Annotated in this window: 19 protein-coding genes; 7 read left to right on the top strand and 12 right to left on the bottom strand. The window is 60.9% G+C overall.

Going from position 1 to position 19,580, the window contains the following annotated elements; all coding sequences use genetic code 11:
- Positions 1-40: 40 nt before the first annotated feature.
- From PH558_RS00185 to PH558_RS00165, 5 genes are all read right to left on the bottom strand, one after another.
- Complete coding sequence (locus PH558_RS00185; protein ID WP_285201495.1) at positions 41-3,196, bottom strand: efflux RND transporter permease subunit; 3,156 nt, start codon at positions 3,194-3,196, stop codon at positions 41-43.
- 22 nt (positions 3,197-3,218) lie between these two features.
- A complete protein-coding gene (locus PH558_RS00180; RefSeq protein ID WP_095435931.1) occupies positions 3,219-4,367 on the bottom strand; it encodes an efflux RND transporter periplasmic adaptor subunit in 1,149 nt (382 codons plus the stop codon).
- A gap of 60 nt (positions 4,368-4,427) precedes the next feature.
- The gene (locus PH558_RS00175) at positions 4,428-5,036 is read right to left on the bottom strand and encodes a TetR/AcrR family transcriptional regulator (protein ID WP_095435932.1); all 609 of its coding nucleotides are present in this window, start codon (positions 5,034-5,036) and stop codon (positions 4,428-4,430) included.
- A gap of 228 nt (positions 5,037-5,264) precedes the next feature.
- Positions 5,265-5,744: a hypothetical protein gene (locus PH558_RS00170; RefSeq protein WP_095435933.1), complete on the bottom strand. Its 480-nt coding sequence runs from the start codon at positions 5,742-5,744 to the stop codon at positions 5,265-5,267.
- A gap of 118 nt (positions 5,745-5,862) precedes the next feature.
- The gene (locus tag PH558_RS00165; protein WP_004117925.1) at positions 5,863-6,294 is read right to left on the bottom strand and encodes an OsmC family protein; all 432 of its coding nucleotides are present in this window, start codon (positions 6,292-6,294) and stop codon (positions 5,863-5,865) included.
- A 358-nt stretch (positions 6,295-6,652) separates the two neighbouring features.
- Between PH558_RS00165 and PH558_RS00160 the strand changes: the two genes are divergently transcribed.
- Positions 6,653-7,447: a FadR/GntR family transcriptional regulator gene (locus tag PH558_RS00160; RefSeq protein ID WP_285201487.1), complete on the top strand. Its 795-nt coding sequence runs from the start codon at positions 6,653-6,655 to the stop codon at positions 7,445-7,447.
- A gap of 30 nt (positions 7,448-7,477) precedes the next feature.
- Entirely contained in the window at positions 7,478-8,626 is a 1,149-nt protein-coding gene (dgoD, locus tag PH558_RS00155) for a galactonate dehydratase (RefSeq protein ID WP_092712672.1), read from the top strand.
- Positions 8,627-8,949: 323 nt separating this feature from the next.
- Here the strand turns inward: dgoD and PH558_RS00150 are convergent, their stop codons facing one another.
- The 6 genes from PH558_RS00150 to PH558_RS00125 form a co-directional block, all read right to left on the bottom strand.
- Positions 8,950-9,666, bottom strand: a complete 717-nt coding sequence (locus PH558_RS00150) for a Bax inhibitor-1/YccA family protein (RefSeq protein WP_069615925.1) — start codon at positions 9,664-9,666, stop codon at positions 8,950-8,952.
- 21 nt (positions 9,667-9,687) lie between these two features.
- Positions 9,688-10,458, bottom strand: a complete 771-nt coding sequence (locus tag PH558_RS00145; RefSeq protein ID WP_285201486.1) for an anti-sigma factor family protein — start codon at positions 10,456-10,458, stop codon at positions 9,688-9,690.
- Positions 10,445-10,984, bottom strand: a complete 540-nt coding sequence (locus PH558_RS00140; RefSeq protein ID WP_285201485.1) for a sigma-70 family RNA polymerase sigma factor — start codon at positions 10,982-10,984, stop codon at positions 10,445-10,447. The genes PH558_RS00145 and PH558_RS00140 overlap by 14 nt, the downstream gene beginning before the upstream one ends.
- A 64-nt stretch (positions 10,985-11,048) precedes the next feature.
- Positions 11,049-11,972, bottom strand: coding sequence for a bestrophin family protein (locus PH558_RS00135; RefSeq protein ID WP_285202709.1), 924 nt, complete (start codon positions 11,970-11,972; stop codon positions 11,049-11,051).
- 123 nt (positions 11,973-12,095) lie between these two features.
- Complete coding sequence (gene msrA / locus PH558_RS00130) at positions 12,096-12,848, bottom strand: peptide-methionine (S)-S-oxide reductase MsrA (RefSeq protein WP_285201484.1); 753 nt, start codon at positions 12,846-12,848, stop codon at positions 12,096-12,098.
- Between the two features lie 112 nt (positions 12,849-12,960).
- A complete protein-coding gene (locus PH558_RS00125) occupies positions 12,961-13,170 on the bottom strand; it encodes a SlyX family protein (RefSeq protein ID WP_285201483.1) in 210 nt (69 codons plus the stop codon).
- A 233-nt stretch (positions 13,171-13,403) separates the two neighbouring features.
- Here PH558_RS00125 and PH558_RS00120 point away from each other — a divergent pair, with 233 nt between their 5' ends.
- From PH558_RS00120 to PH558_RS00100, 5 genes are read left to right on the top strand one after another with little or no spacing between them, the layout of a single operon-like run.
- The gene (locus PH558_RS00120) at positions 13,404-14,237 is read left to right on the top strand and encodes a metallophosphoesterase family protein (RefSeq protein ID WP_285201482.1); all 834 of its coding nucleotides are present in this window, start codon (positions 13,404-13,406) and stop codon (positions 14,235-14,237) included.
- Positions 14,234-15,397: an ABC transporter ATP-binding protein gene (locus PH558_RS00115; RefSeq protein WP_285201481.1), complete on the top strand. Its 1,164-nt coding sequence runs from the start codon at positions 14,234-14,236 to the stop codon at positions 15,395-15,397. The genes PH558_RS00120 and PH558_RS00115 overlap by 4 nt, the downstream gene beginning before the upstream one ends.
- Positions 15,390-16,313 (top strand): carbohydrate ABC transporter permease, encoded by a 924-nt coding sequence (locus PH558_RS00110; protein ID WP_095435941.1) that lies wholly within the window; start codon positions 15,390-15,392, stop codon positions 16,311-16,313. Before PH558_RS00115 ends, PH558_RS00110 begins: the two co-directional genes overlap by 8 nt.
- A complete protein-coding gene (locus PH558_RS00105) occupies positions 16,310-17,146 on the top strand; it encodes a carbohydrate ABC transporter permease (RefSeq protein WP_095435942.1) in 837 nt (278 codons plus the stop codon). Before PH558_RS00110 ends, PH558_RS00105 begins: the two co-directional genes overlap by 4 nt.
- A 32-nt stretch (positions 17,147-17,178) precedes the next feature.
- Positions 17,179-18,444: an ABC transporter substrate-binding protein gene (locus PH558_RS00100; RefSeq protein WP_095435943.1), complete on the top strand. Its 1,266-nt coding sequence runs from the start codon at positions 17,179-17,181 to the stop codon at positions 18,442-18,444.
- Between the two features lie 70 nt (positions 18,445-18,514).
- Here the strand turns inward: PH558_RS00100 and PH558_RS00095 are convergent, their stop codons facing one another.
- Positions 18,515-19,498 carry a substrate-binding domain-containing protein gene (locus tag PH558_RS00095; RefSeq protein ID WP_285201474.1) on the bottom strand — a complete coding sequence of 328 codons (984 nt, stop codon included), beginning with the start codon at positions 19,496-19,498 and terminating at the stop codon, positions 18,515-18,517.
- Positions 19,499-19,580 lie beyond the last annotated feature (82 nt).

Genomic DNA, 19,580 nt, shown 5'->3' with positions numbered 1-19,580 from the left:
TCCCGGCTCGAAGCCGGGATATTTGTTTCTTTCAGCCGTCCTACTCCGCCGCCACGGCCGACGGCAGCTGGATCGTGTTCTGGTCGTCGTCGGCCTGATCCTTGGCGACCGGCTCCGCCGATTTGTTCTTGGGCTCGCGGCCGAAGAACAGGGCATAGCCGGCAGGCAGAACGAAGATCGTCAGCACGGTCGCGACCAGGATGCCGCCCATCATGGCGTAGGCGAGCGGCCCCCAGAAGACACCGCGCGAGATCGGGATCAGCGCCAGCACGGCCGTCAGCGCGGTTAGCATGATCGGCCGGAAACGACGCACGGCAGAACCGATGATCGCTTCCTTCCGGTCCATGCCCGCCGCGATATCCTGGTCGATCTGGTCGACGAGGATGATCGAGTTGCGGATGATGATGCCGAGCAGAGCGATGACGCCGAGGATCGCGACGAAGCCGAAGGGCGCACCGCTGATGAGCAGAGCCGCTGCCGCGCCGATGATGCCGAGCGGGCCGGTCGCCAGCACCAGCATCGCCTTGCCGAAGTGCTGCAGCTGCGCCATCAGGAGCACGACGATGATGACGAGCATGATCGGCGCCTTGGCGGCGATCGAGGCCTGGCTTTCGGCACTGTCCTCGGCGCCGCCCTGGATCTCGATCTTGTAGCCAGCCGGCAGGCTGTTCCTCAGATCAGCCATGTCGTTGTAGAGCTTGGCCGTCACATCGTTCGACTGCACATTGTCGGGCAAGGTTGCCCGCACGCTGATGGTCGGCAGACGGTCACGGCGCCATTCGATGCTCTGTTCCATGACAGGCACGATCTTGGCAACCTGCGATAGCGGCACAAACCCACCGGAGTCTGTCGGAATATAGACCGAGTTTACCGAGGTCAGCAGATGACGGCTTTCCTCCGGCTCGCGAGCAACGATCCCGACGGTTTCCTCGCCTTCGCGATAATTGTCGAGGGTGACGCCGGACATCGATGCCTGCAGCATCTGGCGGATGCGCTGCGAGGTGACGCCGAGAGCCCGGGCACGGTCCTGATCGATCACCAGCTTCATGGCCGGCACCGGCTCGAGCCAGTCGTCATGGATGGCGCCGAGCAGCGAGTTCTGGGTAAAGCGCTGCTTCACCTCGTCGGCAATGCGGCGAACCTCCTGCCGGTCGGGCCCCATGACGCGCAGCTGCACGGGCCAGCCGGTGGGCGGACCGAGGAACAGGCGGTCGACCTTGCCTCGGACGGACGGGAAATCTGCCGCCAGGATGCCGCGCATCTTGGTGATCAGCCGCTCGCGGGCCGGCTCGTCCTTGGCCATGACCAGCATCTGAGCATAGTTCGGGTTCGTCAGCTGCTGATCGAGCGGCAGGAAGAAGCGTGGCGCGCCCTGGCCGACATAGGTGGCGATGAAACGCTTGTCGGGGTCATCCGCCATGCGTGCCTCGAGGGCCTGTGCCTGCCGCTCGACTTCCTTGATGCTGGTGCCTTCAGGCAGCCACAAGTCCACAAGGATTTCCGGGCGCGACGACTGCGGGAAGAAGTTCTGCGGAATGAACTGGAAGGACCAGAGGCTGCCGACGAAGGCGGCAAGAGTCAGCAGCAGAACGATGACGCGGTGGCGTACGGCCCAGGCGACGGAAGAGTGCAGACGGCGATAGAATCGCGTGTCGAACACATCATGATGCTCACCGGCATGATGGCGCTGTTTGAGGATCATGTAGCCGAGCCATGGCGTGAAATAGACTGCCACGAACCAGGAGACCACAAGCGCGATGCCGACGACGTAAAACAGCGTGCGGACATATTCGCCTGCTGTCGATGCCGCAAAGCCCACCGGGATGAAGCCGGCGGTGGTGATCAGCGTGCCCGTCAGCATCGGGAAGGCAGTCGAGGAATAGGCGAAGCTGGCGGCATCGAGCTTCACCAGCCCCTCCTCCAGCTTACGCTCCATGAGCTCGACCACGATCATGGCGTCGTCGACCAGCAGGCCGAGCGCGATGATGAGGGCGCCGAGCGAAATGCGCTGCAGGTCGATGCCGAACTCGTACATGATGGCGAAGGTCGCGGCCAGCACCAGCGGAATGGCGATGGCGATCACGAGGCCGGAACGCCAGCCGATCGACAGGAACGAGACGATCAGCACGATGACGAGAGCTTCGCCCAGCGCATGCATGAATTCGCTGATTGCGTCGGTGACGACATCAGGCTGGTTGGCGATCTGATCGACCTGAAGGCCGATCGGCAGCGAGGCCTCGAATCGCTTGTAGGTTTCCTCAACCGATTTGCCGACATCGGTCACCTTGAAGCCCGGAGCCATGACGACGCCGAGCTGCACGCTCGGATGGCCGTTGAAGAGGAACTTGGCGGTGTAGGGGTCCTGCAGCCCGGCGGTGACAGTGGCGATATCGCCAAGGCGCGTCACCTGGCCACCGGCGGTGAGCCGCAGGTTCTTGATATCCTCGATCTTGTTGACGTCACCCTCGACCGAGATGCGCACAGAGCGGGTGCTGGTATCGACATTACCGGCCGGATCGACGTTGTTCTGGCCGATAATGGCGTTCTTCAAGTCGGTGAGCGTCAGCCCACGCTCGGCCAGAACCTTGGAGGAGACATCGATATAGATCTGCTCCGCCTGATCGCCGATGATGGTCGCCTTCTCGACACCGGGCGTCGAAAGCAGCATGTCGCGGGCCTGGATGGCGAATTTCTTCAGCTCCGGATAGGTATAGCCGTCGCCGCTGATCGAATGCAGCGTGATGAAGGTATCGCCGAATTCATCGTTGAAATAGGGGCCGAGCAGGCCGGACGGCAGTTCGTTGCCGATATCGCCCACTTTCTTGCGGATCTGGTAGAAGGCGTCCTTCACCTCGGCGGTATTGGTATCGCCCTTGATCTGGATGGTGGTGATTGCAAAGCCGGCGCGGGTATAGGATTTGACCCAATCGAGATGCGGCGTTTCCTGCAGCTTGCGCTCGATCTTGTTGACCACCTGGTCTTCCATGTCCTGCAGCGAGGCGCCGGGCCAGACGGTCTGCACGACCATGACGCGGAAGGTGAAATCCGGATCTTCCTTCTGACCCATATGGGTCAGGCCGAGCGCGCCGGCGATGATGATTAGCCCGAACAGAAAACGAGCGATACTGGGATGAGCGATCGCCCAGCGCGACAGGTTGAAGCGCTTCCTCTCGCCGGAGGTGCTGTTGATGGACATGGTGTCGTCCCTTCGATCCGGATCAGCGTACGATATCCGCCGAGGCGGCTTTGGTTTCAGCGGAGGCTTGCTGGGTTGTGGCACCAGAAAGCTTGACCTTCATGTTTTCGCTCATGAACTGAGTGCCGGCTGCAACGACGACATCGCCGGTCTTGAGGCCATCGGCCACACGCACGCCGTCATCGGAAAAGTCCGCGACCTTGATGGCGCGGGAATGCACGGTGCCGGCACTGCGATCGACCAGCCAGACGATCTGCTGCCCATCCCTCTGCGCGAGCGCGCTCAGCGGAATGGAAACAAAAGGCTGCGTATTGTCGGCAAGCGCCTCGATCGTTGCAGTCATGCCAAGGAGAACGCGCGGATCGTTCGGCACGCTTACACGCACCGCGAAGGTGCGCGACTGATCGGCGCTTCCGGAGACTTCCCGCACCTTTCCATTGAGCACGAGGGCCGCGTCGGACCAGAAGCGCGCCTTGACATCCTTGCCGACTTTGAACTGGGCGATGTCCATTTCCGGGACAGCGACCTGCACTTCCTTCTCGCCATCGACGGCAACGGTGATGACAGGTGTGCCGGAACTGACCACCTGGCCGACATCGGCATTGATTGCGGTCACGATACCGTTCATGTCGGAGGTCAGGTCGGCATAGGCGACCTGGTTCTTGGCTTCGGTCAGAGCCGAGACAGCAGAATCCCGGGTCGAGACGGCCTGCTCATAGGAAAGCTCCGCCTGCTCGAGCTGCGACTTGGAAGTGACGTTTTTGTCGAAGAGCGTCTGAGCACGCGTGCGGGCAAGCTCGGTCGTCTGCACCTGCTTTTCGGCCGCATCCAGATCGGCCTGCGAACGGCGCACGGCAAGAACATAATCGGTCGCGTCCATACGGGCGATCACATCGCCGGGCTTTACCCTCTGGCCGATATCCACCTTGCGCTCGACGATCTTGCCGTTGACGCGAAAGCCAAGATTCATTTCCGTCCGCGCACGAACGGCGCCGGAATAGTCGAGCTTGCGTGTTGTATCAGCCTGGGCGATTTCAACGACCTTGACCGGCCGGATCACCTCCGCCGTCTCCTCTTTCTTCTCATTGCAGCCCGTAAGCCCAAGCCCCAAGGCTGCAAGTAGAACCGCACCGGCAGCGGCCCGTAGAGTGTTGGTCGTCAGCGAAACCATGTCGCTCTCCTAAAATCGAACAAAAAGTGGAAACACGCCGGCCATCCGGTGCGCGCATTGCTATTTCTTCAAAGCCCTGATGACGAACGCGATGATGTCTTCGGGATCTGCCTGGTAGGACTTGGCAAGGCACTGTGCCACCATCTGCGGATGACAGAGGTCGACAGTCGCAGCAGCGAAGCATTTGGCTGCAAGATGCGGGTCCTGTTCGGCGAATTCGCCGGCAGCAATCCCCTCGGCGATGATTTCGGCGACCAGTGCCTGCATGCGCTCGATATGCTTTTCGATGACGTGCCAATCGCGCTCGATGGCGACAACGACCATCTCGTGAACCTTCTGCTCGTCAAGCATGGTCTCCAATATCATTTTGTACTGGGAAAGCGCATAGGCCCGCAGCCGCTCGGTTGCGCTAAGCGGCAGATTACGGTTGGCGAGGGCCATCTGATAGCTCTGACCGAGCATGCGCCCACAAAGAGCCTGGTGGATTTCCGTCTTGGAGCCGAAGAACCGGTAGATATTTGCCGTCGACATGCCGAGATCCCGGGCGATATCGGCGACGTTCGTCTTGCTGTAGCCATAGTGGCGAAACAGCTTTTCGGCGGCGTCGAGGATGCGCGTGATGTTTTCCTGGCGGGCAGGATCGGCGCTAACGTCGGAAAGATCGAGCATGAGCAGGCCTGATGGTTTACGAGTGACTATTTTCAATTTTCGTCACTCGTAAACCATCAGAGCGCCGATGTCAAAGAAACCGACCACAACTTGGGCGGCTTTTAGATGCTATTCAATAAACCGAGAATGCGCCGAACTACTTGAAGCAAGAGTTAAACGATCGACAACGGCCTCGCGGAACGAGGCCGAAAGTGTCCGAAATTTTATCGCGGCGCCGCCGCTGCGTTGTCAGGCGCTCAAGAGTGTCGGATGAAAACGTCGAAGGCTGAAAAAGCCGACGAAGACAATGACCACCAAAAGCGCCACCTGCGCCGCGAGAATCGGCGGTTCGTTTCCGGTGGGTGCCAGCGCATTGAGCGCCGGTATCTTCTGGAACGATTGAATGATGAGCACCAGACAATTGAAGAACAGCAGCACGAGCGCGCCGATCACGAAAACGGCGCGCCATATGCCGGCAAGGTGGAATGTGTAACGCGCCAGCGCGGTCGGAATGAAGATCAGCAGACAGATGATGCCGACGATGATTGCTGGCGTCACGCCATGAAAGGTGAACAGAAAACCCGTCAAGCTGGTGAGAGCCGTCGTCAGCATATAGACGAGCGTCGAGCGATTATGACGGTCGGCGGTGAGAAAGCCGTAGGCTACCACGATACCGCTGATGATAGCGACCAAGCTGATGACGACGTGAATCAAGAGAATTCCAGACATTCGCCCCTCCAAGTGAGCATTGCATTTCGATGGAAATGACAGCCCAATGCCCCGAACGCGGAATATATACGAAACGCGCCGCGCCAGCCAGCGCGACGCATAAACCTTAAATTGCGGCCTAGGCGGCGTGAACTTCCAGAGAGATCGGAACGGAGGCAAGCGCCTTGGAAACCGGGCAGCCGGCTTTCGCCTTGTTGGCAAGCTCGGTGAAGGTCGCCTCGTCCGCGCCTGGAACCTTGCCCGTCAGCGTCAGATGGATCGCGGTGATGGCGAAGCCGCCTTCGACGCTTTCAAGCGTCACCTTGGCCGTCGTCTCCATGCTTTCAGCGGTGAAACCGGCTTCATTGAGGATCAGCGACAGGGCCATCGTGAAGCAGCCGGCATGCGCCGCGCCGATCAGCTCTTCCGGATTGGTGCCGGCAACGCCTTCGAAGCGGCTGGCAAAACCGTAAGGATAGTGATTGAGCGCGCCGCTCTGCGTCGAAATCTGACCCTTGCCGTCCTTCAAGCCACCGGACCATTGAGCCGAACCTGTGCGATTGATCTGCATGTCGTCCTCCTTGTCGTTGAATGAATTTCGGGAGCTGAACCGCCTCCCGTTGATGATCGACGGCAAGCGGCTTGGCCGCCTGCATCGTCACCATAGTCCTTCTATCCGTCGAAGACGACGCCGCCGTAACAGCAGCGAGGCCGATTTCGAAAAGCATCGGACGAGGGATTGTTCCCGGATAGCCTCACCGAAGCCTTTTTAAATCATCATACAAGCGTATTGCCAATGTATGATGATTGCCATATCATATACGTTCACATGGTCGCGAAGCGCGACAAGGCATCGCCCGCATGGAAGCCCCTCTCGTCGAAAGAGAAGGTATTCGGAAAAGCATGCGAAACGGTGTGGAGGAGATAGGGTGGAATCGCTCGGAAGACAGGGGCACGACTCATCGGCTCAGCCCGGTCGCCGTCCGCGCGTGCGCAGAAACGTGACGGCGGCGATCGCCGAAGACATCTGCGCCGAACGCTATCCCTCCGGCTCGACCCTGCCGCGCGAAAACGATCTCTGCGAAATGTACGGCGTCAGCCGCACGGTCATTCGCGAATCCCTCAAGGTGCTGGAGTCCAAGGGCCTCGTGCGCGGCAAGCCGCGCATCGGCACCATGGTCTGCGACAAGGACGACTGGAACATTCTCGACCAGGATGTGCTGGCATGGATGGGTCCCTATATCGCCGATTTCGATATTCTCGGCTCCATCCTCGAAGCGCGCCGCACCATTGAACCCGCCGCAGCGGAATATGCGGCCGAGCGCGCCACGGCCCGCGAAATTGCCGACCTGGAGAGCGCATGGCAACAGATGCGCGATAGCGGCGATGATCCGGAAGGCTTTACCGAAGCCGACGTGACCTTTCACAAGCTGCTGCTCAGCGCCAGCCACAACCAGGTGTTCCTGCGTCTCTCCAGTGCCATGCATGCCGGCCTCAAATATGCGCTTCACGCCTCCAACGTCGCCGCAGAGAGCCGTGACGAGGCGATTGCCGTTCATGGCGAACTCGTGGAAGCGCTGCGCCTGCGCGACCGCGATGCAGCCCGCGTCTGCGCCCATCGCATGCTCGATCTTGCCGCCCGCGATCTCGCTGTCGAACGACGGCTGGACGAAGGCCGGAAAACCAATCCCGAAACCCGGAGATCTGCGGCCACGCGCCGCTGACACAACCCAAAGCCAAACGGAATCATTCCCATGAAAATCACCAAGCTGACGACCTATATCGTTCCCCCGCGCTGGCTGTTCCTGAAGATCGAGACCGATGAAGGGATCGTCGGCTGGGGCGAGCCCGTGGTCGAGGGCCGGGCGCTGACCGTACAGGCCGCCGTGCACGAGTTGGAAGATTATCTGATCGGCAAGGATCCGTTTCTGATCGAGGATCACTGGAACGTCATGTACCGCGCCGGCTTCTATCGCGGCGGCGCCGTTCACATGTCGGCGCTGGCCGGCATCGACCAGGCGCTGTGGGACATCAAGGGCAAGGCGCTGGGGCAGCCGATCCATTCGCTGCTCGGCGGCCAGGTACGCGACAAGATCAAAGTCTATTCCTGGATCGGCGGCGACCGTCCCTCGGACGTCGCCAACAATGCCAAGGACGTGGTGGCCCGCGGCTTCAAGGCGATCAAGCTCAACGGCTGCGAGGAAATGCAGATCGTCGACACCTATGACAAGGTGGAGAAGGCCGTTGAGACCATCGCCACCATCCGCGAGGCGATCGGCCCCTATATCGGCATCGGCGTCGATTTCCACGGCCGCGTCCATCGGCCGATGGCCAAGGTGCTCGCCAAGGAGCTCGAGCCCTACAAGCTGCTCTTCATCGAAGAGCCGGTTCTATCGGAAAACCGCGAGGCGCTGAAAGAAATCGCCAATCATTGCTCGACGCCGATCGCGCTCGGCGAACGCCTCTATTCCCGCTGGGACTTCAAGTCGGTTCTATCGGATGGCTATGTCGACATTCTGCAACCCGACCTGTCGCACGCCGGCGGTATCACCGAGTGCCGCAAGATTGCGGCCATGGCCGAAGCCTATGACGTGGCGCTGGCGCCGCATTGCCCGCTCGGCCCGATCGCGCTTGCCGCCTGCCTGCAGGTCGATGCCGTCAGCTACAATGCCTTCATCCAGGAGCAGAGCCTCGGCATCCACTACAACAAGGGCAACGACATCCTCGACTACATCTCCAACAAGGAGGTGTTCCAGTATGCCGACGGCTTCGTTTCGATCCCGCAGGGCCCCGGCCTCGGCATCGAAGTCGACGAAGCCTATGTCATCGAGCGCGCCAAGGAAGGCCATCGCTGGCGCAACCCCGTCTGGCGCCATGAGGACGGCAGCGTCGCTGAATGGTAAGATTATGCTCGTCCCCTGACGGACGAGAAACCGCATATCTCCAATGATGAAAGGCCCGATGGCAGCAGATCTGCGCTATCGGGCCTTTTCTTTAAAAGGCGCTCTCTTGATCCGGCGCCTTCCCCTTTGCCGCCAGGCGGCGAATAACGTGGCACATCCTGTGTGCACTCTCCCAAAAAAGTTGCGCCTGCAGTATCGGCGCAGATACTGCAGGCGCGTCATGCGTCTCAACAAGCCCCCAGGGAGACGCATTACCGGAGCATGATCACCAAAGGCGTGGAGTGCCCTTTAGCTCAGACCATGCTCAAGCAGGCAATTTCAAACTACTCCCGCTCGCCGGTGAAGTTCAGCAGCAGCTGGAAGATGTTGACGAAGTTCAGGTAGAGCGACAGGGCACCGAAGACGGCAAGCTTCTGCTGCGATTCCTGATCGTAGTTTTCGGCATACTGTTCCTTGATGTTCTGCGTATCCCAGGCGGTCAGGCCGACGAAGACCACGATACCGATGACCGAGATCGCGAACTGCAGCGCGCTCGAACCCAGGAAGATATTGACGATGCTGGCGATGATCACACCGAACAGACCCATCATCAGGAACGAGCCGATGTTGGAAAGGTCACGTTTCGTCGTATAGCCGTAAAGGCTGGTCGCGCCGAACATGGTCGCGGCAATAAAGAAGGTGCGCGCAATGCTCGTGCCGGTGAAGACCAGGAAGACCGAGGCCAGCGACAGGCCCATGACCGCGCAGAAGGCCCAGAACATCATCTGCGCCGTGCTGGCCGACATCGACTGGATGCGGAACGAGAAGAAGAAGACAAAGGCAAGCGGCGCCAGCATGACGACCCACTTCAGCGGGCTCTGGAAGATCGGCACATAGAGCGCCGGCGTCGTGCCGACGATCAGTGCGACGATTCCCGTCACGACAAGACCGATGCCCATGTAGTTGTAGACGCGCAGCATGTGCCGGCGCAGGCCCTCATCGAAGAGCGCCTGAGAGCCGGCGGCGGCTCCGTAGCCGTATCGCGGATTGGTCGGATTCATGGTCGTTCTCCTTTAATCAAACTAGTAGAGGCTGCGGGCAAGCTTTTCGGCATCGCCGTCAAGCTGACCTGCCTTGCCATTGCCGATCAGCGCATAGGCGACTTCGCCGATCTGCCAATAGGCAGCCTGGACATCGTCACGCTTGATGTGACTGACGTCCTGAACGGCGAAATTGCCCGGACGAACGGCAAACAGCGACAAATGTCCGTCTTCACCGGCATCGACCATCATTTCGACGCTTGGGCCGAATTCGGACGGATAGATCTGCGCATCGGTGACGCGCCAACCGCCCGGCAGCTGCGGCAAGACGATTGCCGTCGACGCGCGGATTTCATCCGCGTTATAATTGGCGACCGCCGATTGCGGCTTGAGCTCCTCACGTACGGCCGTCGTCTTGTAGGCGCGCACCGCATCGTCGACGAAGGCTGGCGGCCGCGTCGACGCACTAACCTCGCTCGCCGTAAAGGCGCCGAAGGACGTATGAGCGACCCAGCCGGTCGTCACCAGCACCGCAATGGCGGCAACCCGCTGGAAGGATCCCAGCACGCGGCCATAGGCCAGCCCGCGCTCCAGCCGCCGTGCGGCCTCCCGCGTTTCTGCCCGAACCACATGACCTTCTCCGGCCAGCGCCATGCGCAGCTCACCGCGGATGCTCATGTCAGCCATCACCTTGGCTGCGATCTCAGGATGCTCCGAAAGATAGGATTCCACCTCGATACGGCGTGCAAGCGTGAGCTCACCGTCGACATAGGCGTCGAGATCGGTATCGATGATCGGATCAACGATTTTCATTGCCGCCTCCCTCGATAAGCCTGAGATGTGAAACCTTGGAAGTAGCCTCCTCGAAACTACGCAGCGTCGCGCGAGCCCGGGCAATGCGGGACATCAGCGTACCAACAGGGATGCCGAGCGTTGATGCCGCCTCCTGATAGGAGAGATCCTCGATCGCCACGAGATGCAGCGCCTCACGCTGTTCCTCGGGCAGACTGAAGAAGGCTTCGCGGACCTGGCTCAGGCGAACCGTATGGTCCTGCGATGCCGGCAGCGCCGTTTCGAGATCAGCCGCAGCCTCCTCGTGACGACGGTTCAGCGACTTCTTCTGGCGCAGGCGATCGATATGCACATTGTGCAGGATCGATAGCAGCCAGGTACGCAGATTGCCGTCGCTCCGGAAGGATGCCTTGCGCTCATAAGCCTTGACCAGTGCATCATGCACCAGATCCTCGGCCTCGTCCGCATTACGCACGAGCGAGCGGGCGTAACGTCTCAGCGAACCGAGCTGCCCCAAAACATCGAATGTGCGTCCTTTGCGTTCCATACCCCTATATACGGAAGCACTCCGGATTCTATTCCATCGATCGACGAATATTTTTGCCGATTTTTTACATCAGCAGGAAATCCTTGGGTTGGGGCAGCGGCGGCAGGTCGGTTTCCCCCAGCGCTTCGCGCAGATTGATCTCGATCGTATCCGCAAGCGCGCCGATGGCGAGCGCATTGGGCCGCTGTCCGAAAGGGTCTTCCAGCTCGTCGCCCAGCGCATCCAGACCGAAGAAGGTGTAGGCGATGAGGGCAGTCACGAAAGGCGAACCCCAGCCGAGCGTATCGACATAGCCGAATGGCAGCAGGAAGCAGAAAAGATAGGCGGTGCGATGCAAAAGCAGCGTATAGCCGAAGGGCAACGGCGTGTTGCGGAGGCGCTCGCAGGCCGCCTGTGCCGCCCCCATCTGCCCGATCGTGATATCCAGCATTTGATATTGGATATCCGAAATCATGCCGGATGCCTTCAATCGCGCGAGATCGGCGGACATCAGGCGCAGAATGAGATCGGGTCCGTTACGGGCCGCATGGTAGAATTCCGCCTCGCTTGGCGTCAGAAGACGGAGCGCCTTGCCCTCATCGCTGCCTTCACGCAGAAGACAGACCAGCGCCTGCGCAAAGGCCATGGTTAGGCGCAGCAGGTTTTTGCGCGCCTCAATACCGACCTCCGCCGCACTCTCCAGCACCAGCGTCTGCCGGGCGAAGCTGCGCGCGAGATGGACGAGCTGCCCCCAGTTGCGCCTCCCCTCCCACCAGCGGTCGTAGCAGGCATTGTTGCGGAAGCCGAGGAAGATCGAAAGCGCGATGCCGAGCAGCGATAGCGCCGAGCCATTGAAGGAAACGATGAGGTTCGGCCGCGTCTCATGCCCCCAGACGATCAGCGCCGACAGCAGAAAGATGGCAATGATCTGGGGCAGGATGCGCCGGATGATCGACCCGCGGACAATGAAGAAAAGCTGGAAGAGATTCGGCCGGTCGCGGACGATCATGATGAAATGCGCTCTCAATGACTATCTGGTGGGGGAGCAATACACCAGACAAGCCGGGAGTAACGAGCATTTCTTGCAAGGCGGCCGTGACCGGCGCACATCGCTCGCCGGTCAGGTGGACCATCATTTCGCGCTGGCGCTTGCCGTCACCAGAACCGGGTCGGCGCGATAATCCTCGGGAAAGAGATGCTGCAGATTTTTGATCTTCGGCAGGTCGTTGCTGACGATATAGGGATAGGTAGGATGCGTCGTCAGGAAATCCTGATGATAGGCCTCGGCCGCATAGAATTGCCGCGCGGGCTCGATCTTGGTGACGATGGCTGTATCGAAGACCTTGGCTTGGTTGAGCTGCTCGATATAGGCCTTGGCAATATCAGCTTGCGACTGGCTGGTCGGGAAGATGGCCGAGCGATATTGCGTCCCGGTATCCGGCCCCTGACGGTTCAGCTCCGTTGGATCATGCGCCACCGAGAAATAGATCTGCAGCAGATGGCCGTAGCTGATCTTATGGGGATCGAAGACGATGCGCACGGATTCGGCATGGCCGGTGTCGCCGGTGCTCACCATTTCATAGTGAGCGGCATTCTTGCTGCCGCCGGTATAGCCGGATGTGGCGCTGATGACGCCGTTGACGTGCTGGAACACGCCCTGCACGCCCCAGAAGCAGCCGCCGGCGAGCACCGCTGTCTCCGTATTGGCAGAAGATGCCTTTTCATCCATGCTCGGCGCAGGAATGACGCGCGCGTCCTCGGCCGAGGCGCGGCCGATGAATTGCAGCGCCACGCCGCCAAGTAATACCGCCATCGCCGTATAGCCGACCAAGCGGCTGGCGCGCGCTGAATAAGTGCGGATCGTGTCCTTCGATAAAATCTTCATAACGATTTCCTCTCGACCGCGACTGTAAATACTCCAGTCACAAGGAAATACGGGAAGACAGGCATTTTTGTTACGCACGCCCGCGTGCAACACCGAAACGTGAACAATGTCCTCAGTAGTGGGGCGGCTTGGTAATGGCGGGCGCTTCGAGCGATTGCTCCTCCAGCGTCAGAAAACGCTCGGTCAGCCTGTCCAGCTTCTGCCTGGTCTGCTCGACCACCTTCCATTGTTCGGCGAGCTGATCGGAAAGCTCCTCGATCGTCTTGGCCTGATAGGCGACCGTTTCCTCAAGTTTGGTGATGCGGCTCTGTTCGTCTGACATGTCTGGTCCCTTTCGCAACGATCTATAGCACCGATACCGCCGCGTACAGTGCTTCCATTTGGCACGAAGCGAACAACGGCGCATTTGACGGCGATATGACAAAACTGAAAAACAGCTGAAAAGACCTGTTACCTGACTGACATGCGGGCCTTCTAAAGAGAGCGCATAGACGCGCCCATTTGAAGGCAATCCCTTCCGCAGGCGCACCATTCTGAAGACTTCGGAGAAGCGCCTTGAAGATCATCCAGATCACCGACACGCATTTGAGCCCCAACAAGCCGCATTTCAACGGCAATTGGGAGCCGCTGGTGAAATGGATCGAGGCAAGCGGCGCCGATCTCGTCGTTCATACCGGCGACCTCAGCGTCGATGGCGCCGACAAGGACGAAGATCTCCTTTTTTCCATGGATCTGATGCGGCAGGTCTCCGTGCCGATGCTGATCGTACCCGGCAACCACGATGTGGGCCACCTGCTCGGCTCCTACCAGCCTGTCAATCCGGAGCGGCTGGACCGCTGGCGCCGCCTCGTCGGCCCGGACTATTGGGCGAAGGATATCGACAACTGGCGCCTGATCGGCCTCAACAGCCTGCTGATGGGCTTCGAGGATGCCGAGGAGCAGAAGCAGTTCGACTGGCTGCAGGAAAAGCTCGAAAGCCGTGGCAAGCGCCGCATTGCCCTCTTTGCCCACAAGCCGCTCTTCGTCGATGCGCCCGATGAGGGCGATACCGGCTACTGGAGCGTTCGTCCGGCGCAGCGCCGCCGGCTCTATGATCTGATCGCAGCCCATGACGTAGCTCTCTTCGGCAGCGGCCATCTGCACTGGACCTGGGAAGGCCGCTTCAACGGTACCAACCTCGTCTGGGCACCGCCCGCAGCCTTCATTCTCGGGGAGATGGAACGCGAAATGCCCGGCGAACGCCTGATCGGCGCGGCGATCCACCAGCTTGGCGAGACGGTCTCGACCGAGCTCGTCGCCATTCCCGGCATGACCGCTTACTTCCTCGATGACGTCGTCATGGAAGTCTATCCGCAAGCCGCCCCCAAGGCAAAGGAGCCGACCGAATGAGCGCACTTTCGCTTCGCGGCATCGCCAAATCCTTTGGCGGCAACGCCATCCTCAAGGGCGTTGATCTCGACGTCCAGCCAGGCGAATTCATCGCTCTCGTCGGCCCGTCCGGCTGCGGCAAGAGCACGCTGCTGCGCATCCTCGCCGGCCTTGACCATGCCGACAGCGGCGAAATCGTCCTCGGCGGCAGCGACGTTTCCGGTGTGGCGGCAGCGGATCGCAACATCGCCATGGTCTTCCAGTCCTACGCACTCTATCCGCACCTGACGGCCTCGGAAAACATCGCCGTGCCGCTCGCCATGCGCCGTCTGTCGCGCGTCCAGCGTCTGCCTTTCATCGGCTCGCTGATCCCCGGCCAGCGCGCCGCGCGCGCCGGCATCATCCGCGACGTCCGCGAAATGGCCGTTTCCCTGAAGATCAATCACCTGCTCGACCGCAAGCCCGGCCAGATGTCGGGCGGCCAGCGTCAGCGCGTGGCGCTCGCCCGCGCCATGGTGCGCCGTCCCGCGGTCTTCCTCATGGACGAGCCGCTCTCCAATCTCGATGCCAATCTGCGCGTCCATGCACGCGGTGAGATCGTCGACCTGCACCGCCGCGCCGGCGTGCCGACGGTCTATGTCACTCACGATCAGGCCGAGGCGCTGTCGATGGCCGATCGCGTCGCCGTCATGATCGGCGGCCAGCTGCTGCAGCTCGCATCGCCGCAGACGATCTATGACGATCCGGCCCATGTCGAAGTCGCCCGCTTCGTCGGCCAGCCGCGCATCAACCTTTTGCCGGCGCTCGCCGAAAACGGCACCGTCGCCTTCGGCGGCATCCGGCTGGCGCTCGAAGCCAGTACCTTTGCCGGCAGGAACGTGACCCTCGGCATTCGCCCGGAATTCGTGCAGCTCTCCCAGGGCCGTCAGGATGCGCTCGCCGCCCATATCGAGCGCATGGAATTCCTCGGCTCGGAAGTCATCCTGTATGCCAAGCTCGATGCCATCGGCGAAACCATGGTCATCAAGCTCGCACCGGCAGAAGTCGCCGGCCTATCCGCCGGCATGCCGGTTGCGCTGACGCTTGCAGCCGAACAGGCGATGGTCTTTGCCGAGGATGGTCGCCGCCTGCGCGCGAGCCCGACCACCGTCGACGCCACCCGGGAGAAAGCGCATGGCTAGCATTGCCGCCACCTCTCTGCCGATGCGGACGGCTGCGGCGCGCGAACGCAGCGAGGCCTGCACGGCCCTGCTCTTCGCCCTGCCCGCCATCGTCCTGATCGTGCTTTTCATCATTGTGCCGATCGTCGCCGTCGTCGTGCTCGGCTTCACGGATTTCCAGCTCGGCGACAAGAGCCTGCGTTTCGTCGCCTTCGAGAACTACGCGCATCTGCTGCGCGACCGCGCCTTTCAGAAATCTCTTTGGAACACGACGGTCTATACGGCGATCGTCGCACCCGTCTCGATCGTACTCGGCCTCGGCGTCGCGCTGCTGATCGAGAGCGAAGGCATCGGCCGCAGCTTTTTCCGTACGGCCTATTTCCTGCCTGTTGCATCGCTGATCGTGGCGATGGCGACCGTCTGGCAATATCTCTTCCACCCGACGATCGGCCCAATTAACGCATTGCTTGGCGAGATCGGCGTGCGCGGCCCGAATTGGCTCGGCGCGTCTGCAACCGCCCTCTACAGCCTGTCGATCATCGGCGTATGGCAGTCGGTCGGCTTCAACATGGTGCTGTTCCTTGCCGGCCTTACCGCCATTCCGCGAGAACTCTATGCCGCAGCTGAAGTGGATGGTGCAAAGTCGTCATTCGACCGTTTCTGGCTCGTCACCTGGCCGATGCTGGGGCCGACGACGCTCTTCGTGACCACCATCAGCATCATCAATGCCGTGAAGGTGTTCGATACCGTGAAGGCCCTGACCGACGGCGGCCCGAACCATGCCTCGGAAGTCCTGCTCTTCACCATCTACCAGGAGGGCTTCGTCTATCTCCGCGTCGGCTATGCCTCGGCGATGACCACAGTGTTTCTCGCCATCCTCGTGGTGCTGACCTTCCTGCAATATCGCGTCCAAGACCGGCAGGTGCATTACACATGACCTCGACAGGCTTCACTCCCGGCCGCATCCTGCGCCTCTTGCTGCTGATCATCGGCTCGCTCATCTTCCTCGCGCCCTACATCTTCATGATCTCCACCGCCGGCAAGGCGCAGGACGATATCTTCACCTCCGCCCTGACGCTGATCCCGACGCACTTCTTTTACGTCGAGAACATCGCCAAGGCGCTGAGCAAGGTTTCGATGGGCACGCTGCTGTTCAACGGCGTCCTCGTCTGCGGCCTGATCTTCTTCTTCCAGGTGCTGATCGCAATCCCCTGCGCCTATGCCATGGCGAAGCTGAAGTTCCCGGCGGCGCGCACGATGATGGTGCTGGTCATGCTCGGCCTGCTGGTCCCGATCCATGCGACGGCACTGCCGCTCTATGTCGGCTTCAACAGCCTGTCGCTCCTGAACAGCTACGCCGCCCTGGTCGCGCCCTTCTCGATCTCGGTCTTCGCGATCTTCATGTTCCTGCAGTTCTTCCGCTCCATGCCCGATGATCTGATCCATGCCGCCCGCCTCGACGGCATGTCGGAAATCGGCATTGTCGCCCGCGTCATCGTGCCGAATGCCTGGCCGGCGGTGACAGCCTTCGCGATCTTCTCGGTCGTCGCGCACTGGAACGATCTCTACTGGCCACTGATCGTCATCACCAAGCAGGAATATTTCACGCCGCCATTGGGCCTCATGTATTTCCGCGCCGCCGAAGCCGGCGACGACTACGGCGCGCTCATGGCGGCAACCCTCATCATCACCCTTCCCCTCGTCGTGGCGTTCCTTCTGGCACAGAAGCGTTTCGTCGAGGGCATCACCATGACCGGTCTCAAGGGCTGACCGGTTCGAAATTCGAAAACGGAGAACGAGCGATGAAGCATATCACCCAGATTCTCGCCGCTGCGGCCATTTCGATGGTCGTGACGGTCCCGGCTTACGCCGAAACCACCCTGACGGTTCACTATCCCATGCCCGGCTTCTTCAAGAACGTGATGGACACGATCTCGAAGAAGTTCATGGAAGAAAATCCTGACATCAAGATCCAGTTCGCCGCTCCTTCGGCCACCTATGAGGAAGGCATCCAGACCATCCTGCGCCAGGCCGGCACCAGCGAAATGCCTGACGTCACCTTCATCGGCCTCAACCGCCTACGCATGATCGACGAGCGCAATGTCGCCGTCGACCTCGGCCCCCTGGTCAAGAAAGAGGGCAACATGGCCGAGCAGGGCTTCTCGGACACGATCCTGAAGCTCGCCCAGGTCAAGGGCAAGCAGGTTGGCCTCGCCTTCGCGACGTCCAACCCGATCATGTATTACAACGCCGACCTGGTGAAGGCTGCCGGCGGCAACCCGGACAACCCGCCGAAGACCTGGGATGAGGTCATCGCGCTTGCCGGCAAGATCAAGGCGCTCGGCAACGGCGTCGACGGCATGGACTTCCGCTGGCAGGGCGACGACTGGATGTTCTCGGCCCTCCTTTTCGGCGCTGGCGGCAAGATGCTGAGCGACGATGAGACGAAGGTTGCCTTCAACGGCCCCGAGGGCCAGAAGGCCGTCGAACTGATCCAGCGCTTCGTCAAGGAAGGCGGCATGCCGGTCTTCACCAAGGCTGCCGGCGAACAGGCTTTCGCAGCCGGCAAGGTCGGCTTTGAATTCCAGACGACTGGCGCTCTCGTCAACACCATCAAGAATGTCGGTGCCAAGTTCGACCTACGCACCGCCAAGTTGCCGCTGATCGACCCGGTCAATGGGCGTCTGCCGACAGGTGGCAATGCCGTCGTCATCCTGACCCATGATCCGGTCAAGGAAGAAGCCGCCTGGAAATTCGCCAAGTTCGCCGCCGGCCCCTATGGCGCCTCTGTCGTCGTTCCCGGCACCGGCTATGTTCCGAACAATGAGCTTGCCGCCAAGTCGGCGGAATATCTCGGTGACTTCTACAAGAAGAACCCGCTGTTCCAGGCTGGTCTCAGCCAGATGTCGATCATGGTCCCCTGGTATGCCTTCCCGGGCTCCAACGGCGTCAAGGTCACGCAGACCATCGTCGATAACCTCTCGCGCATCGTCGACGGCTCGGCCGCTCCGAAGGAAGCGCTCGACGACGCCGCTTCCGACATCGAAGGCCTGCTGCCGCGCAGCTGATCTTTCGAACAGATCCAGTAATCCGCGCCGCCTCCCAACAAGAGGCGGCGTTTTCATATGCAAAGGTATGTCAGGATTGGAGAGTGAGGTTGCGCACCGTTCCGCCGGAACGCAGCCGATAGGGCACGCTCAGATGACGCGGCGGCGCGGCATTTTCCGCCATATCGAGCAGCAGCGAGGCGGCAGCGGCACCCATGGTTCCATCCGGAATTTCGACCGTCGTCAGAGACACCTCGCCCAGAAAGCCAAGGGAAATTCCGTCGAAGCCGGCGACGGAAATATCGCGCGGGATCGAAATACCCTGGCGCCGAAGCGCGCCCATGACGCCGAGCGCCAGAAGATCGTTGGAAGCAATGATCGCCGTCGGAGCGAACCGCGAAACAGCATCCGAAAGATCGAGCTGTTCCAGGCTATTCACGAAGGAAATCTCCAGGGCATCAAGAGGCTGCTGGCCTGCCGCCGCCATCGCCCTGACATAGCCGTGATAGCGCAGTTTCGCCCGATCCGATGCCGCGAAGTGGCCTGATATGAACAGGATGCGGCGGTGCCCCATTTGCAGGAGATGTTCGGTTAGGTCCCGGCCGGCACCGAAATTGTCGGTGGCGACGGCGGCAGTAAAGCGGGCGGTCGGCAGGTTGCCGAGCAACACGGTTGGCGGCAGGGCGGATGACAGGACCAGGCTACGTTCGGGATCGCAGAGTGTCAGGATGAGGCCGGTCGGCTGCTGCTGGAGAAGCGAGGCAACGGCATCGGCCTCCTGTGCCGGATCGTAATTCGATTGGGCGATCAGCACGCTATGCCCCGCGTGAAGAGCTCGATTCTGGATGCTGGAAAGCGAAGCCGCGAAAACCGGATTGGTGATGCTCGGAATGAGGACGCCTATCGCCGGCCGGCCGGTGCCGATACGCCCACCCGCCCGATAGCCAAGCTCTGCCGCCGCCCGGCGCACGCGCCGCACCATCTCATCGCTGACCGGACCGCTGCGATTCATCACCCGGCTGGCGGTCGCAACCGAACAGCCGGCGCGAAAAGCGATCTGCTGGAGCGTCGACATGATATCAATCACCTCCGGCTTCGGTTTCCGCCCTCGACTGTGGTGCAGCTCTATGGGAATGCCGGGGATTTATATCAGGCCG

The sequence above is a fragment of the Rhizobium pantanalense genome (genome assembly GCF_030182525.1).
Classification (GTDB): Bacteria; Pseudomonadota; Alphaproteobacteria; order Rhizobiales; family Rhizobiaceae; genus Rhizobium.
The sequence above is the reverse complement of the archived record's forward strand: the minus strand, read 5'-3'. Positions and strand labels throughout refer to the sequence as shown.

Excerpts from the sequence above, each read along its gene's own strand:
- PH558_RS00095 (WP_285201474.1), bottom strand. The coding sequence starts at position 19,498 with ATGTCGACGCTCCAGCAGATCGCTTTTCGCGCCGGCTGTTCGGTTGCG.
- PH558_RS00165 (WP_004117925.1), bottom strand. The coding sequence starts at position 6,294 with ATGCAGATCAATCGCACAGGTTCGGCTCAATGGTCCGGTGGCTTGAAG.
- PH558_RS00135 (WP_285202709.1), bottom strand. The coding sequence starts at position 11,972 with ATGATCGTCCGCGACCGGCCGAATCTCTTCCAGCTTTTCTTCATTGTC.
- PH558_RS00140 (WP_285201485.1), bottom strand. The coding sequence starts at position 10,984 with ATGGAACGCAAAGGACGCACATTCGATGTTTTGGGGCAGCTCGGTTCG.
- PH558_RS00125 (WP_285201483.1), bottom strand. The coding sequence starts at position 13,170 with ATGTCAGACGAACAGAGCCGCATCACCAAACTTGAGGAAACGGTCGCC.
- PH558_RS00180 (WP_095435931.1), bottom strand. The coding sequence starts at position 4,367 with ATGGTTTCGCTGACGACCAACACTCTACGGGCCGCTGCCGGTGCGGTT.
- PH558_RS00115 (WP_285201481.1), top strand. The coding sequence starts at position 14,234 with ATGAGCGCACTTTCGCTTCGCGGCATCGCCAAATCCTTTGGCGGCAAC.
- PH558_RS00175 (WP_095435932.1), bottom strand. The coding sequence starts at position 5,036 with ATGCTCGATCTTTCCGACGTTAGCGCCGATCCTGCCCGCCAGGAAAAC.
- PH558_RS00150 (WP_069615925.1), bottom strand. The coding sequence starts at position 9,666 with ATGAATCCGACCAATCCGCGATACGGCTACGGAGCCGCCGCCGGCTCT.
- PH558_RS00170 (WP_095435933.1), bottom strand. The coding sequence starts at position 5,744 with ATGTCTGGAATTCTCTTGATTCACGTCGTCATCAGCTTGGTCGCTATC.
- PH558_RS00185 (WP_285201495.1), bottom strand. The coding sequence starts at position 3,196 with ATGTCCATCAACAGCACCTCCGGCGAGAGGAAGCGCTTCAACCTGTCG.
- dgoD (WP_092712672.1), top strand. The coding sequence starts at position 7,478 with ATGAAAATCACCAAGCTGACGACCTATATCGTTCCCCCGCGCTGGCTG.
- msrA (WP_285201484.1), bottom strand. The coding sequence starts at position 12,848 with ATGAAGATTTTATCGAAGGACACGATCCGCACTTATTCAGCGCGCGCC.
- PH558_RS00105 (WP_095435942.1), top strand. The coding sequence starts at position 16,310 with ATGACCTCGACAGGCTTCACTCCCGGCCGCATCCTGCGCCTCTTGCTG.
- PH558_RS00145 (WP_285201486.1), bottom strand. The coding sequence starts at position 10,458 with ATGAAAATCGTTGATCCGATCATCGATACCGATCTCGACGCCTATGTC.
- PH558_RS00110 (WP_095435941.1), top strand. The coding sequence starts at position 15,390 with ATGGCTAGCATTGCCGCCACCTCTCTGCCGATGCGGACGGCTGCGGCG.
- PH558_RS00100 (WP_095435943.1), top strand. The coding sequence starts at position 17,179 with ATGAAGCATATCACCCAGATTCTCGCCGCTGCGGCCATTTCGATGGTC.